Source organism: Pseudomonas sp. B21-017 (assembly GCF_024749245.1).
Lineage (GTDB): Bacteria > Pseudomonadota > Gammaproteobacteria > Pseudomonadales > Pseudomonadaceae > Aquipseudomonas.
In genome coordinates, this window is sequence record NZ_CP087194.1 from 2,415,958 (window position 1) to 2,429,519 (window position 13,562).

The following is a 13,562-nucleotide window of genomic DNA, read 5'->3' on the forward strand; positions in this document are numbered from 1 at the left end:
TGTTGTCGCTTTATGTTATTCGTTTTCATGGAGGATTCTGACTGATGGCACGCGTGGGATTGATACTGACACCCGGTTTTGCGGACTGGGAATATGCTTTCATTGCAGGAACCGCATCCCCGTTCTACGGGATCGACGTTAGGTTTTTCGCCTCTACTACGGGACAGTTCCGCTCGCAGGGTGGATTGGCAGTAACTGTGAATTGCAGCTTGCAACAATGCCTGGACTGGAAACCGGACGTTGTTGTCGTCATCGGTGGAATGATCTGGGAACGTGCAGATGCACCGGATATTCGGGACTTTCTTCATACTAGTCGTTCAAGTGGCGCGACAATTGCCGGTATCTGTGGGGGAACGCTGGCACTTGCGAGAGCCGGGCTTCTCGACACGGTTTCTCATACCTCGAACAGCGCTGACTTTTTACAACAGAATGCCGCAGGTTATGAAGGGTCCTCGCTTTATCGAAGCAGTCCAGTAGCTGTGGTTGCTGACCGCATCATAACTGCGCCAGGTCCTGCACCCGTTAGCTTTACCTGCGCAGTGTTCGAAGCTGCCGGGTTATCTTCAGAGATCATTTCTCAATTCAGGTCAATGTTGGCAGCAGAACACGGGTGACCGCTTCGTCCTGAAAAAAACAGCCAACCAGGTGATGCGCTCGAGTGTCCGCTCTTGGCCGATTCTGTTGAAAAAGTCGGCTTCGGTTTCCACGGCAGAAAAGTACGTGCCTGAGATTTAAATCTGTGTTTTGGGCAGAAGGTTCAGGACTCGGATTTCAATCTCGGACGCGTACTTTTCTGATGCGCAAACCAAGGCCGACTTTTTCAACAGAATCGGCCCGAAAACTTCAAAAAAATGCCCGGACTTAGCCGGGCTCGTTAAAAAAAATTCAGCGCGAATCCACCTCTTTCGCGATCTCGACGGATGATTTTTCCCTGCGCCTCTGAAGCCAGCTATAGAACGCATGTACCGGATGGAGGACGGCAGTAAGCACGCCAAGCAGCAGGATGATGAAAATGATGATCAGCGGGATGCTTTCGTGCGAGAACATGGTGGGTTACTCCTGTATTCACTATGTCGGAACCCACAGGCTAGACGCATAGAACAATGTTTTTGATGAACGTATATTCATCCTCGGGTTCGTCAATTGTGCTACGGAGAGAGTCGCCAAACTGATTATGAATGTGCTTTGTACGGTGGCTGTGGCGAGGCCGAGATCTACTGCTTAAGCATCAAACTGCGCCATAGGATCACAGTTGGTGCTACAGGCACGACGTCCGTTTGCTGCGCTTCCGGTTTCGGCAACTCTAGTGTCGTCAACTCGCTCAGCCCGGATGAAGAATGCTGGCGTGCTAAAAGTTTGTCGGGCTCTTCGGTCGACTCATCGATAGGCGGCTTAGTCATTTGATCGAAACAACGACCTTGCCTTTGGCTCGTCCCTGCTCGACATACTTCAACGCCTCTGCCGTTGATTCAAAGGGGAAGGCGCGGTCAATCACCGGTTTGATGATGCCGGCCTCGATGAGCGCGGTTATTTGTTGCAGTTGGGCGCCGTTGGCCCGCATGAATAAAAACCTGTAGCTGACGTCTTGCTTGCGGGCCTTGCGCCGAATACCGAGGCTCAGCAGGCGCATGACTTGTTGCAATGGCCAGGACAAATCTTGCTCCTGTGCGAACTGCGCAGTGGGTGGCCCAGAGATGGAAATGAGCTGGCCACCTGGCTTGAGCACCTTGAGTGACTTCTCCAGGACATCGGCGCCGAGACTGTTCAACACTACGTCGTAGTCGTGCAAGACACTTTCGAAGTTCTGCTGTTTGTAGTCGATCACCAAATCGGCCCCCAATGCCTTCACCCATTCGACATTCGCTGTGCTGGTGGTTGTAGCGACAAACGCACCGAGGTGTTTGGCGAGCTGGATGGCGAGGGTGCCGACGCCGCCGGAGCCGGCGTGAATCAGCACTTTCTGACCCTTTTTCAGTTGGGCGGTTTCGACCAGCACTTGCCAGGCGGTCAGTGCAACCAAGGGGAGGGACGCGGCTTGTGCCATGCTGGTATTGGCAGGTTTCAGGGCGATCGCGTTCTCGTTCACGGCGATCAATTCGGCGAACGTGCCGATCCGCGCTTCCGGTGGGCGAGCGTACACTTCGTCTCCCGGTTTGAAGCGTGTCACCTTCGAGCCCACCTCAATCACGACGCCTGCCAGATCGTTACCCAGGATCAACGGAAATGAGTAGGGCAGGATCAGCTTGAATTCGCCTTTGCTGATCTTCGAATCCAGTGCGTTGACGCTACTGGCGTGTACCTCGATCAAAACGTCGTGGGCACTCACTGCGGGGGCGGGCGCTTCGCCAATCCGCCCGGGGTTCTTGCCATAGCGATCAATTAGAAATGCTTTCATCGTGGTGCAGCTCTTTTCGGTTGTAAGGAGGGTAGCCGGTGTGTTGCGGCGTTGCTGCGCCGTGTTGTCAGGTATCGAGGAACGCCTGTGCCTTGGCCACAAAGTCAGCGTGGTGTTGGAAAATACCGCCGTGCCCGGCATCCTCATAAATCACCAGTTGTGCGTTGGGGATACGCTTTGCCAGTGCACTCGAGTTAACGCTGGGCACCATGATGTCGTTGTCGCCGTTGACGATCAGCGTCGGTGTCCGCAAGCGCCTGAGGTCTTGTGGCGCCTGTTTGCCCCACGCGGTGATGGCTTTCAACTGCCGCAGGAAAGCGCTGGGCGTCGGGCCCTTGTCTCGATTTTTTTTGCGTGCTTTCAGACGTTGTAAATACTGCGAGGCGGATCGACGGCCATTGGGCGTCGAAGTAAAGAACAGGTAGAACTTCGGATCGCGCCAGGTCAGCAAGCCTTTGAGCATCAATGGCCATGTCACCGAGCCGACCTTGTCGATACCGCTGCCGCCGGCTGGTCCGGTGCCGGTCAGAATCAAACGCCGCACCAAATCAGGCGCCTTCAGGGCGATGTCCTGAGCGACGAAGCCGCCGAGGGAAAAACCGAGCACATCAACGGTTTCCAACCCCAGCGCCTGGATCAGCTGGATGGCATCGTCAGCCATTTCGCCGACGGTCAGTGGTGCGCTTCCACCAGAGCCGCCGATGCCGCGATAGTCGGTGGTAATGACGCGTCTGGTTTGTGCAAGGCCATCGATGATCGCGGGGTCGAAGTTGTCCAGCACCGCGCCCCAATGGTTGAACAGTACGAGGGGCACATCGGTTGCTGGGCCGGTATCGCGATAGGCAAAGGGAATGCCGTTGACCGTGATCGACTGGTTCGTCGCGTTGATGAACGACGTCTGTGAACCCGAGGGCGTACTTGTCTGCGTTGAATTCATTGCTACTCCGGACAGTGGCCGGGTTCGATGCAGTGCCCTGCGCCTGCATCGAATCCGGCGTGAATGCTCGCTACCAAAAGATCACGGTTGGGTCTGGTAGCGCTGGGCGACTGCAGACTGGCGGATTTGCCCCAGCAGGCCCTGACGTGCGCTCTGCAGCTCATCCCAGCGTTCCGCTTCGTGCAGCGGCGGGATGGTCACCGGTTCGCGACGATCAAAACCGACTAGGGCGGCATCCACCAGATCGCCCACTTCCATGATTTCGCTCAAGGTGTTGATGTCGACGCCGGAGCGATCCCAGATTTCCGTGCGGGTGGCGGCGGGCAGCACGGCCTGCACGTAGACGCCCTGAGGCGAAAGTTCCAGGCTCAGGCCCTGGGAAAGGAACAGCACAAATGCCTTGGTCGCACCGTAGACCGTCATGCCGAACTCCGGCGCGAGGCCCACCACCGAACCGATGTTGATGATCGCGCCGTCGCCTGCCTTGGCCAGGCGTGGGGCGATGGCGCTGGCGAGCCGCACCAGCGCCGTGGTGTTGAGGGCGACCAGTTGCGCAACGCTGTCGGTGCTTTGGTCGATGAAGTTACCGGACAGCGCGGCGCCGGCGTTATTGACGAGGATGCCGATGCGGGCGTCGTCGCGCAGGCGGCTTTCAACGGTTGTCAGATCGCTGAGTTGGGTCAGGTCCGCCGCAATGACATCGACGGCGACGTCGTGTTCGCTGCGCAAGCGCGCTGCAAGTGCATCCAGGCGCGCCTGATCGCGGGCGACCAGTACCAGATCGTGGCCGCGTTGCGCGAAGCGCTCGGCGTAGACCGCGCCAATGCCGGTGGAGGCGCCAGTGATGAGAACAGTAGGGCGAGTGCTCATGGGTTATCTCTCTTTCAGGATGTGAGAAACAGAAAGCGCGATCACTGATGGCTCAGCTTGCGATAGCGCTCGATTCAGCCAGCGTCGGGTAGTCGATGTAGCCAGCCGCACCGCCGCCATAGAGGGTGGCGGGATTGAATGCGGACAACGGCGCGCCACGTTTGAGGCGCTCCACCAGATCCGGATTGCCAATGAACGGGCGACCGAAGGCGATCAGGTCGGCCTGGTCTTCAGCGAGTTTCGAAGTCGCCAGGTCCAGGTCATAGCCGTTGTTGGCGATGTAGGTGTTTTTGAAGCGCTGGCGCAGGGCGCCGAAATCGAAGGGCGCCACGTCGCGCGGGCCACCGGTCGCGCCTTCGACCACGTGCAGATAAACCACGTCGAGGGCGTCGAGTTGTTCAACGACGTAATCGAATTGCGCCTGCGGATCGCTGCTGGATACGCCATTGGCCGGCGAAACCGGAGACAGGCGCACACCGGTGCGATCCGCGCCGATTTCATTGACAACCGCCGCCGTCACTTCGAGCAACAGGCGCGCACGATTCTCAATCGAACCGCCGTAAGCGTCGGTACGCAGATTGGCGCTGTCCTTGAGGAATTGATCCAGCAAATAGCCGTTTGCACCGTGAATCTCCACACCATCGAACCCGGCGGCGACCGCGTTTGCCGCGGCCTGGCGGAAATCGGAGAGGATCCCCGGCAGTTCGCTGATGTCCAGTGCGCGCGGCTCGGAGACGTCTTCAAAACGGTTGTTGACGAACACTTTGGTGGCGGCGCGCAGTGCAGAAGGGGCCACAGGAGCGGCGCCGTTTTCTTGCAGATCAACATGCGACACGCGGCCGACATGCCACAGTTGCAGAAAGATTTTTCCGCCCTTGGCATGGACGGCATCGGTCACGGTGCGCCAGCCGTCTATCTGCGCCTGCGTGTAGATCCCGGGGGTGTCCTGATAGCCCTGGCCCTGTCGGGAAATCTGCGTGGCTTCGCTGATCAGCAGGCCGGCGCTGGCGCGTTGGCTGTAATAGGTGGCCGCGAACTCGCTGGGGACGAAGCCCTGGCCTGCGCGGTTACGTGTCAGCGGCGCAAGGACTACCCGGTTCGACAGCGTTAGGCTGCCAAGGGTGTAAGGGGTGAACAGATTCTGATTGGTCATCTGGTATTTCTTCCGTGCCCGTTGATGGAGATCGGTGTTGCGTGCAATTAGGATGATGATCGAAATCTAAACTGTCAACGGTTTTGATTATGACCAGCATCTATGTATGATTGGACGCGTGATTTCCCGGTAAACACGAGGTATTGCACGTGAGAGTGACCAAGGCCCAGGCGCAGGCCAATCGAGAGCACATCGTTGAAACGGCCTCAGAGCTGTTCCGTGAGCGCGGCTTTGATGGCGTCGGTGTGGCGGATCTCATGGCGGCTGCCGGTTTCACCCATGGAGGCTTCTACAAGCACTTCGGGTCGAAGGCCGACCTGATGGCCGAAGCCTCGGCCTGCAGTCTTGCCAAATCGCTGACAGGCGCCCAAGCGCTCGATGTTCCGGGCTTCATCAACGTCTATGTGACCCGAGAACATCGGGACGGACGTGGCAGCGGTTGCACCATGGCCGCGTTGTGCAGCGACGCGGCGCGTCAATCGGATGATGTGAAAACGACATTTGCCGAAGGCATTGAACACACCCTGCAAACGCTGGGAGAGAAATATCCGACGGGACCGGATGCCGAGGAGGGAGAGGGGAGAAAGAAAATGATCGACCTTCTGTCTCGCGCTGTCGGCGCGATTATTTTGTCGCGTGCCTGCCCGGATGATTCTGCGCTCGCGGATGAGATCCTTGAGGTTTGTCGCGCTGAAATGTTTGCTTCGTTGCCGGTCGATGAAGTTGAACCGGTGTTGAAGGGAGATTAATTCAAAGCGTGAGCCGCCTATCCGCACGATCAAAATACGCTACACAGTTTTTTGACCAATTTGATTTGAGCGGGATTTGTAGAAAACCAGCTAAGAAATTTAGCTATATATTAGTTTTGCTATCCTCTTTGCGGTCAGTCATGCGTCGTCTGAATAAGGAAACTTCTATGACTACTGCACATGTTTTCATCGCCATCAGTCTAGATGGCTATATCGCCAGGTCCGACGGTGACATTGGCTGGCTATTGCAGCGCGATGATCAGAGTGAGGATCACGGCTACCTGAGCTTCATCGCCGATAAGGATGCTATCGTGATGGGGAGGGGGAGCTATGAGAAAGTGCTGACCTTCGACACTTGGTTCTACGACCTGCCAGTAATCGTGTTGTCTCAACAGTTGGCCGATTCACAGGTGCCTAATGCGCTAGAGGGAAAAGTGCGTTTTTCCAACCTCACTCCTTCAGACCTGCTGGCGGAACTGGCGAGGCAAGGTGTGCATCGAGTCTATGTCGATGGCGGGCAATTGGTGCAGTCATTCCTGCGTGACGGGTTAGTCGCCGATATGGTGATCACCACTGTTCCCGTGCTGATTGGGTCGGGAAGACCATTGTTCGGGGCCCTTACGCAGGACATTGAATTGAAGCTAGTAAATAGCCGATGCTTTCCTTCCGGTCTAGTGCAGTCAACCTATCAGTTGGCTCCTTGATTTTCCGGAGGGAGACCCGATCCAAAACGCTGGGCGCTCTGGGCGCTCTGGTCGCCAAGATGGCCAAGGAGCATGCTACATTGCGGCCGTAGCGCCGGAGCTGGCAAAGCATGTTTTCAGCCATATCGACCAGCGCGCCGAATCCGATATGAACCTATGACGCGTTTGGCACGTGAACTGGGCGCCGTGGCGAAGCCGGTCGACGGTCGCCTGGTAGTGGTGCCCAGGGGCGTGGCTCAGACCGTCACCGGCGCGGCGCTGCCGACCGTCGTGATTAGTGATCCGGAAAACAGTAGCGGCCGGGTCACGATCCAAGAGCGCAACGACTATCAGTTGGTGGTCGCGTATTGGTTCAACGAAGCCGAGCAGCGCAAGGTGCCGGTAGTCACGGGCATAGTCGCCGGGGCGGTGTCGGTGTACGGCAATGCCCCGGACAATGCCGGTGAGGCCAACGAGGACGCCGACAGTCAGGCGGGTCCGCGCTACATCATCCGCAAGACACATACGGATCAGAAGAGCGCCCAGGAAGCTGCAACGGCGCAACTGAAGAAGCTGCAACGCGGCAAGTCGACCATGTCCATCACTCGGCCGCTGACGCCTGGAATGGTCGCCGAGGGGCGGATCGATGTGCGCAACCATCGCGCCAGCGCGAACAGACTTTGGCAGGTCGAGTCGGTCATGCATGTCATCGGTTCGGGCGGGGTGTCATCGTCGGCGGCGGAATGTGTGACGCCAGCGTGAGGCCGTCGGGGGAGATCAAGGGACCTACTCGGCCACCGTACGCGGCCCCATGCCGCCCCGAGAAGGAGTTCCAACGCTTGTCTTAGCAGTTGATGGTGATCTTGCAGGCGCCGGTCTTGTAGTCAGGGTTGTCTTTGTGGCCGCAGCCCTGCAGCCCGAAGGGGGATCGGGTCGAGCCATGGCGTACCGGTGATGACCAGCTTGGTTAACGCCGTAGTCGGAATCTTTGCAAGCTCCGCTCGCTTGAGAAACCTCCCGAGTCACCTCGAAGAGCATAGAGGCTTGCCCTGTAGAGGGCCGTTCTTCGAGAGCAACCAAAACTCCGGATTTTTTTATAGGCCCATTCCCAACCCCGAGACTTGGTCTTTTCAGCAGGTGTTAATTTCACTTCAGAGCCTCTAGCAGTGGAGTTTGCCGGGATCATAGCAATGTGCCTCTGTTAGAAAAGCGTCAAATAATAACCTTTCATGTATCAGGGGTAATACATATCCGGCGCTTGGTCTTTAGGAGGAAAAAACACGCTGAATACTCGGTTTTTTGGCTGGTGCGTAAGGGCAGGGGCAAACTAGGGGCTTGGGGTTCAGGTCGGCAGAACGCCTGGAAGGGAGGGCACTACTGTCGGAAAATGTACAACCTCGTGTCCCTCGTCCCGGTCTACCTTGTTGCGATCCAGCAACCCGGTGTAATGCGGGTTGTCGCCTTGATCTGCCGACCAAGTGTACTTGTACACCAAGTCACTCTTCGTGATTACAGCCATGTCCCTTCCTCGAGGTGACGGGCAGACAATTCTACGCCATCTCGAAGTTCTAGCGGATGCAGAAAGTTTCGCAATGTCACCTCGTCATTCTCCTGCGGTGGCTTGCGCAAAACCTCCTCTGGAGGCCGCGTGTTTCCGTTTGCATAAGCACAAAAAATCGAATGTTTTGCCACTCTTAAAGGTGGTCATATTCGTTCTAAAACAATAGCTTAGGTCGTTACAGTCCCCGGCATGAGGTGCTAGGGGTCGAGTGTTCGAATCACTCCGTCCCGACCATATTTCGTGAGGAGATCAAGCGCTTAGTGGCTTGGTCCCCCTTCTCGTTTCAGGTCTACGCAAAACTACCCAGTGATTTCGCTGATATTCAGATCCGGTATCGCCTCAGGCCGGACGATTTTCTCGTGGTCCCGCTGGTAGTTTTTGGTCATGCCCTCGCTCGCGTGCCCTGCGATCTTCTGTCCATCGTTTCCGGCGTTCTTCCACAGGTGCAGCGACGGCGCCCGCACTTCATGGAAGCTCGGCACCTCCTCCGTGCCAGAGCCGCTACATACGTCAACCCAATAGGCAGATGCATCGGCTAGCAAGTAGATGCTGTGGCGGGGGGGGGGGGGGCGAGCAGCGCTTCCAGGTTTTTTCATCGCATGCGGTATGCCTGTTAGATAAGTCCTTCTCAATGTGTATTGTTTGGACGATGCAGTAGCCGCGATTTCTCACCGAGCGGAAAAGGTTATCTCCTCTAGCGGACCTCTTGAACTTCGCTTGTAGCCTGCTGAGGCACATCACCAGTCCCTTATAGTGGTCAAGGTTTTTGTTTAGTTTTTTGGCAATGGCATCATTACTTACTATCCGTTCTGTGCTGCTTATTAACAAGTCGAGTACTGCGTACTCCATCTTGGTTAGATTGATAGTTTTTTCATTGTTAGTAAGTAATCGCAGAGGCTCGACTAGCATCCATGCATTTGAACTTTGTGCGCGTATTGCGTTGAACATACTCTTTTCAACGGGGGCGTGCGCCTCGAAAGCGGAGGGTCGTCTGGAGGGGGGCGTATCGATATTCATCTAAGTAAGGATGTTTCTTTGGATGTATTGCTCTTCCGCTAGCTGGCTCGAAATAGAGAAATTCCTAGGTCAGCGGAGATGGCGCAGTGCAATGCAGAGTGTATTTCGGTTAAAACCGGCTAATTTCGGTGATGATACGTTTCAGCAATCGTAAAATCTTTAAAAAAGATCGAACGTACGTTGGTTTTGATAGGGAGGATTAAGGACATTCCAGCCAGTTGCGGGTGTCTTCGATTTCGTACGGATCCACGGTTTCGCCTCAGTATTTGAGGCGAGGTGGTAGCGGGGTAGCGATAAGATGCAGTGCTAATTCACTCCAGCGTCATCAGTACCGCGAGCGTCATCTTGATGAACTCTTCGTTCTTGTCGATGGTGTCCAAGGCGCCGCGCACGTTGTCGGCGACGTCGGCTGAGCCGCGGGCTTCGACCCAGTTGGAAAGCTCCATGATGGCGGCTTCGAGCGCGAGTTGGTTTTCGTTGATCTTGTGCAGCAGGGAGGGGGGAGGTCCGAATGTGGCATCGCAAATCCTCGGTTTTGAGGACAGCGTAGCATCACCTTACGTGAAGGATTTTTAACGATCAGCAGGACGCCGGAGGAGGGGGGTCAGCCGCTGAGTTCTGGAACACGTCCATAATAGTTATGGAACACATGCCGAGAGCCGAGATTTTCACCAAACCCCAGAAACGACAAAGCCCTGAAAAATCAGGGCTTTGTCGTATAAAGATGGCGGAGGCGATGGGATTCGAACTCATGGACCTGTTACAGTCGACGGTTTTCAAGACCGTTGCCTTAAACCACTCGGCCACACCTCCGTTTGCGTTGCGGGCGCCATAATACCTGAATGAAACACACTGTCAAACTCTCTGCATGGCTTGTTACAGAGCGTCTGTTATGATCTTTGCGACTGAACGTTTCAAACCAACAGGAGTGTCGCCATGCGCGAACAGGATTACGCAGTTAATAACAGCGTGCAGGCTGAGCAGCTAGAGGTTAGCCGCGTCCTGCGCAACACTTACGGCCTACTCGCCCTCACCCTCGCATTCAGCGGCGTGATGGCGTTTGTCGCACAGCAGATGCGTGTCGGTTACCCGAACGTCTTCGTGGTGCTGATCGGCTTCTACGGCCTTTTCTTCCTCACCAACAAACTCCGTGACTCGGCGTGGGGCCTGGTTTCTGCGTTCGCGCTGACCGGTTTCATGGGTTTCCTGCTCGGCCCGATCCTCAATCGTTACCTGGGCATGCAGGGCGGCGCGGAAGTGGTCAGCTCGGCCTTCGCGATGACCGCGCTGGTGTTCGGCGGCCTGTCGGCTTATGTGCTGATCACCCGTAAGGACATGAGCTTCCTGGGTGGTTTCATCACGGCCGGTTTCTTCGTGTTGCTGGGTGCGACGCTGGCGAGCTTCTTCTTCAAGATCAGCGGTCTGCAACTGGCGATCAGCGCAGGTTTCGTGCTGTTCTCCTCGGTCTGCATTCTGTTCCAGACCAGCGCCATCATTCACGGCGGCGAGCGCAACTACATCATGGCGACCATCAGCCTGTATGTATCGATCTACAACCTGTTCATCAGCTTGCTGCAGCTGTTCGGCATCATGGGCCGCGATGATTGATCGCCAGCCTTGAGTAAAAAACCCGCTTCGGCGGGTTTTTTATCGCCTGGGAATCGGGGTATCCACGTCTTTGCGAACCAAACAGCACTCACGCCATCGGTGGCAGCCGGCGTTTGATCGGGGTTTTCTTGACGATGGCGGTGTTGGTTTCGGCGTGGGTGTTGAGGCGGTCGAGGAGGGTGTCCAGTTGTTCCATCGAGCGCACATGCAGGCGGGCGATGAAGCAGTCGTCGCCGGTGACTTTGTCGCACTCGGTGAATTCGGGGATCGCCTGAATCTGCCGTTCCACTTCCTGCAACTGGCCCGGTAACGGGCGGATGCGGACGATGGCCTGGAGTTGATAGCCGAAGCATTTAGGGTCGATTTCGACGGTATAGCCCTTGAGTACGCCGCGTTCTTCGAGGCGGCGCAGGCGCTCGGCAACGCTGGGCGAGGACAGGCCGCTGATCTGTGCCAGGGCCTTGAGCGAGCGGCGGGAGTCTTCCATCAATGCGCTGATCAGCACTTGGTCGATGTCGTCGGTCATGGCGAATCCCCTGTTAGGCAATCGGCTGGATAAGCCTTGATAAAAAAGGCAGATACCGAGTTTAGCCTGCTTTTTGCGCTGGAGAAGCCCCTCGGCGGATTGGCATACTTTGGCCTCAAACACAGGAGGTTGATGATGGACAGAACACTACGTCGCGGCTCATTCGAGATGACCGCCGCCATGCTGATTTCCGGAACCATTGGCTGGTTCGTGCTGGTGTCCGGGCAACCGGTGCTGGACGTGGTGTTCTGGCGCTGTGTGTTCGGTGCCGCCACCTTGTTGCTGATTTGCGCGGCGTTCGGCTTTCTGCGCCCGGGCATTTTGACGTCCACCACTTTCGTGTTGGCCGTACTGAGTGGTGTGGCGATTGTCGGTAACTGGGTGTTGTTGTTCGCGTCCTATTCTCGCGCCTCGATTGCCATCGGCACGGCGGTTTATAACGTCCAGCCGTTCATGTTGGTGGGGCTGGCCGCGCTGTTTCTCGGGGAGAAAATCACCCTGAAAAAACTGTTCTGGCTGGGCATTTCGTTTCTCGGGATGCTGGCGATTGTCAGCGCACATGGTGAGCAAGGCGAGGGTGGCAACGATTACCTGATGGGGATCGCTCTGGCCTTGGGTGCTGCCTTCCTGTACGCGATTGCCGCATTGATCATCAAACGCCTGACCGGCACGCCACCGCATCTGATCGCGTTGATCCAGGTCTGCACAGGCGTGCTGTTGCTCGCGCCCTTTGCGCACTTCTCGGCGATGCCGCAAGCGCCCAGTGCCTGGGCCAGCCTGGTGACCCTGGGTATCGTGCATACCGGTTTGATGTATGTGCTGCTTTACGGGGCAATTCAAAAGCTGCCGACCGCCCTGACCGGCGCGTTGTCGTTCATCTATCCGATTGCGGCGATTTTCGTGGACTGGTTTGCCTTCGGTCATCGCCTGGAGCCGCTGCAATGGATCGGTGTCGCCGCGATTCTGCTGGCCGCCGCCGGGATGCAACAGGGTTGGGGCCTGAAGCTTCGGCGGGTGGCTACACAATAAACGGCCTCTCAGATGTTCCAGCGCGGTGCGGTTTTCGCCAGACGCTGGCGCATCTCGCCGATGTTCGCGGCCAATTGTCGGGTCAGCAATCGGTAGCCATCCAGTGGACTGTAGACCGGCATATCAAGCGTAGAGTCCAATGGCGGTTCGGCTGGCCGGCTGAGCCGTTGTGAAGCGCCCGATTTCAATGCCCGGGCCATACCGATCAGTTGCACCCGGATCTGTCGGTGCTCGGTTTTCAATGCCGATTGCAGGTGGGCCATTGCCTCAGAGTCATCGGCATTCGGCCGGCTATTGCCGAGGATTTCCAGGATGCTGACGCACATCCGCAGGTTGCGCTGAATCGCATCGAGTTCGGTCATGGAAACCCGCACCTCCTTGGACACAGAGGGCATCAGTGAGCGCAGTTGCACCATGACTGCGTTCAAGCGATTCATGAGCTTCAAGTGCTCGTCAGCGGCGACGGACTCGCCGTTGATGATACGGCCATAGATTGCCGCGCAGTCGCGCAACGCATCGGCCAGGTTGTAGCGCCAGGAGTACACCGCGTACAGCGGCAGGGCAAAGGAGAAAGCCAGTGCCAGGGCGATGCCGATCAGAATATCCACCCCGCGCCACAGGCCATCGGTGACCGGGTTGTCACCGTGCCCGGCAACGATAAACACGGTGATCGCCGACAGCAGCGCCGTATAACCACCCTTGCCGATGGCGTGGTACGAGAAAAACCCGCACACCACCGACATTGCGAAATAGGTCAGCCACGGCATCCCGAGCCAGGCCTGTTGCGCCACCAGCAACAAGCCGACACCGGCCCCGATCAAGGTGCCGATGGCTCGCTCGGCGGCTTTCTTGCCGATATTACCGTGGTGCTGCAAGCCGCCGATCACCACCAGCATGGTCACCGACGCCCATTCGCCGTGGGGCAGATGGATGCCGGTAGTCAGCAGAATCGTCGCCAGCAACCCCAAGGAAACCCGCACCGCATGGATCAGTTTGGCGTGGCGGTAGCGCCGGTACGGGTCCAGCAATGGACG

The 13,562-nt window shown here is 57.0% G+C and carries 14 protein-coding genes, 1 tRNA gene and 2 pseudogenes; 6 read left to right on the top strand and 11 right to left on the bottom strand.

Annotated features, from left to right (window positions below; all coding sequences use genetic code 11):
- Positions 1-44: 44 nt before the first annotated feature.
- Positions 45-614, top strand: coding sequence for a DJ-1/PfpI family protein (locus LOY28_RS11035; RefSeq protein ID WP_082920838.1), 570 nt, complete (start codon positions 45-47; stop codon positions 612-614).
- A gap of 271 nt (positions 615-885) precedes the next feature.
- Here LOY28_RS11035 and LOY28_RS11040 read toward each other — a convergent pair whose 3' ends face one another.
- The 5 genes from LOY28_RS11040 to LOY28_RS11060 form a co-directional block, all read right to left on the bottom strand.
- Positions 886-1,047, bottom strand: coding sequence for a hypothetical protein (locus LOY28_RS11040; RefSeq protein ID WP_018927603.1), 162 nt, complete (start codon positions 1,045-1,047; stop codon positions 886-888).
- Between the two features lie 349 nt (positions 1,048-1,396).
- Positions 1,397-2,395: an NADP-dependent oxidoreductase gene (locus tag LOY28_RS11045; protein ID WP_258614434.1), complete on the bottom strand. Its 999-nt coding sequence runs from the start codon at positions 2,393-2,395 to the stop codon at positions 1,397-1,399.
- A gap of 67 nt (positions 2,396-2,462) precedes the next feature.
- Positions 2,463-3,332 carry an alpha/beta fold hydrolase gene (locus LOY28_RS11050; protein ID WP_258613770.1) on the bottom strand — a complete coding sequence of 290 codons (870 nt, stop codon included), beginning with the start codon at positions 3,330-3,332 and terminating at the stop codon, positions 2,463-2,465.
- Positions 3,333-3,413: 81 nt separating this feature from the next.
- Positions 3,414-4,202 carry an SDR family oxidoreductase gene (locus LOY28_RS11055; protein WP_019649210.1) on the bottom strand — a complete coding sequence of 263 codons (789 nt, stop codon included), beginning with the start codon at positions 4,200-4,202 and terminating at the stop codon, positions 3,414-3,416.
- A 52-nt stretch (positions 4,203-4,254) separates the two neighbouring features.
- Positions 4,255-5,355, bottom strand: a complete 1,101-nt coding sequence (locus LOY28_RS11060; protein WP_258613772.1) for an alkene reductase — start codon at positions 5,353-5,355, stop codon at positions 4,255-4,257.
- Between the two features lie 149 nt (positions 5,356-5,504).
- Between LOY28_RS11060 and LOY28_RS11065 the strand changes: the two genes are divergently transcribed.
- The 3 genes from LOY28_RS11065 to LOY28_RS11075 all read left to right on the top strand — a co-directional run bounded on the left by LOY28_RS11065 (position 5,505) and on the right by LOY28_RS11075 (position 7,549).
- Positions 5,505-6,104, top strand: coding sequence for a TetR/AcrR family transcriptional regulator (locus tag LOY28_RS11065; RefSeq protein WP_258613776.1), 600 nt, complete (start codon positions 5,505-5,507; stop codon positions 6,102-6,104).
- 167 nt (positions 6,105-6,271) lie between these two features.
- A complete protein-coding gene (locus tag LOY28_RS11070; protein ID WP_258613778.1) occupies positions 6,272-6,808 on the top strand; it encodes a dihydrofolate reductase family protein in 537 nt (178 codons plus the stop codon).
- A 156-nt stretch (positions 6,809-6,964) separates the two neighbouring features.
- Entirely contained in the window at positions 6,965-7,549 is a 585-nt protein-coding gene (locus LOY28_RS11075) for a contractile injection system protein, VgrG/Pvc8 family (protein WP_258613780.1), read from the top strand.
- 1,098 nt (positions 7,550-8,647) lie between these two features.
- On the opposite strand, the pseudogene LOY28_RS11080 reads toward LOY28_RS11075, so the two are convergent.
- The 4 genes and pseudogenes from LOY28_RS11080 to LOY28_RS11090 form a co-directional block, all read right to left on the bottom strand.
- Positions 8,648-8,836, bottom strand: a pseudogene (locus tag LOY28_RS11080) (integrase); the annotation flags it as partial.
- A 22-nt stretch (positions 8,837-8,858) separates the two neighbouring features.
- Positions 8,859-9,365, bottom strand: coding sequence for a transcriptional regulator (locus LOY28_RS30070; protein ID WP_408981035.1), 507 nt, complete (start codon positions 9,363-9,365; stop codon positions 8,859-8,861).
- Between the two features lie 311 nt (positions 9,366-9,676).
- Positions 9,677-9,885: pseudogene (locus tag LOY28_RS11085) on the bottom strand (hypothetical protein).
- A 205-nt stretch (positions 9,886-10,090) separates the two neighbouring features.
- Positions 10,091-10,178 (bottom strand) — tRNA-Ser (locus tag LOY28_RS11090).
- A 123-nt stretch (positions 10,179-10,301) separates the two neighbouring features.
- On the opposite strand from LOY28_RS11090, the gene LOY28_RS11095 reads away from it, so the two are divergent.
- A complete protein-coding gene (locus LOY28_RS11095) occupies positions 10,302-10,973 on the top strand; it encodes a Bax inhibitor-1/YccA family protein (RefSeq protein WP_018927616.1) in 672 nt (223 codons plus the stop codon).
- An 88-nt stretch (positions 10,974-11,061) separates the two neighbouring features.
- Here LOY28_RS11095 and LOY28_RS11100 read toward each other — a convergent pair whose 3' ends face one another.
- A complete protein-coding gene (locus tag LOY28_RS11100; RefSeq protein ID WP_007941786.1) occupies positions 11,062-11,499 on the bottom strand; it encodes an Lrp/AsnC family transcriptional regulator in 438 nt (145 codons plus the stop codon).
- 135 nt (positions 11,500-11,634) lie between these two features.
- Between LOY28_RS11100 and LOY28_RS11105 the strand changes: the two genes are divergently transcribed.
- Positions 11,635-12,528: a DMT family transporter gene (locus LOY28_RS11105; protein ID WP_258613782.1), complete on the top strand. Its 894-nt coding sequence runs from the start codon at positions 11,635-11,637 to the stop codon at positions 12,526-12,528.
- 8 nt (positions 12,529-12,536) lie between these two features.
- Here LOY28_RS11105 and LOY28_RS11110 read toward each other — a convergent pair whose 3' ends face one another.
- Positions 12,537-13,556: an FUSC family protein gene (locus LOY28_RS11110; RefSeq protein WP_019578458.1), complete on the bottom strand. Its 1,020-nt coding sequence runs from the start codon at positions 13,554-13,556 to the stop codon at positions 12,537-12,539.
- Between the last annotated feature and the right edge of the window lie 6 nt (positions 13,557-13,562).

Coding starts and splice junctions, on each gene's coding strand:
- LOY28_RS11035 (WP_082920838.1), top strand. CDS start 45: ATGGCACGCGTGGGATTGATACTGACACCCGGTTTTGCGGACTGGGAA.
- LOY28_RS11040 (WP_018927603.1), bottom strand. CDS start 1,047: ATGTTCTCGCACGAAAGCATCCCGCTGATCATCATTTTCATCATCCTG.
- LOY28_RS11045 (WP_258614434.1), bottom strand. CDS start 2,395: ATGAAAGCATTTCTAATTGATCGCTATGGCAAGAACCCCGGGCGGATT.
- LOY28_RS11050 (WP_258613770.1), bottom strand. CDS start 3,332: ATGAATTCAACGCAGACAAGTACGCCCTCGGGTTCACAGACGTCGTTC.
- LOY28_RS11055 (WP_019649210.1), bottom strand. CDS start 4,202: ATGAGCACTCGCCCTACTGTTCTCATCACTGGCGCCTCCACCGGCATT.
- LOY28_RS11060 (WP_258613772.1), bottom strand. CDS start 5,355: ATGACCAATCAGAATCTGTTCACCCCTTACACCCTTGGCAGCCTAACG.
- LOY28_RS11070 (WP_258613778.1), top strand. CDS start 6,272: ATGACTACTGCACATGTTTTCATCGCCATCAGTCTAGATGGCTATATC.
- LOY28_RS11075 (WP_258613780.1), top strand. CDS start 6,965: ATGACGCGTTTGGCACGTGAACTGGGCGCCGTGGCGAAGCCGGTCGAC.
- LOY28_RS30070 (WP_408981035.1), bottom strand. CDS start 9,365: ATGAATATCGATACGCCCCCCTCCAGACGACCCTCCGCTTTCGAGGCG.
- LOY28_RS11095 (WP_018927616.1), top strand. CDS start 10,302: ATGCGCGAACAGGATTACGCAGTTAATAACAGCGTGCAGGCTGAGCAG.
- LOY28_RS11100 (WP_007941786.1), bottom strand. CDS start 11,499: ATGACCGACGACATCGACCAAGTGCTGATCAGCGCATTGATGGAAGAC.
- LOY28_RS11105 (WP_258613782.1), top strand. CDS start 11,635: ATGGACAGAACACTACGTCGCGGCTCATTCGAGATGACCGCCGCCATG.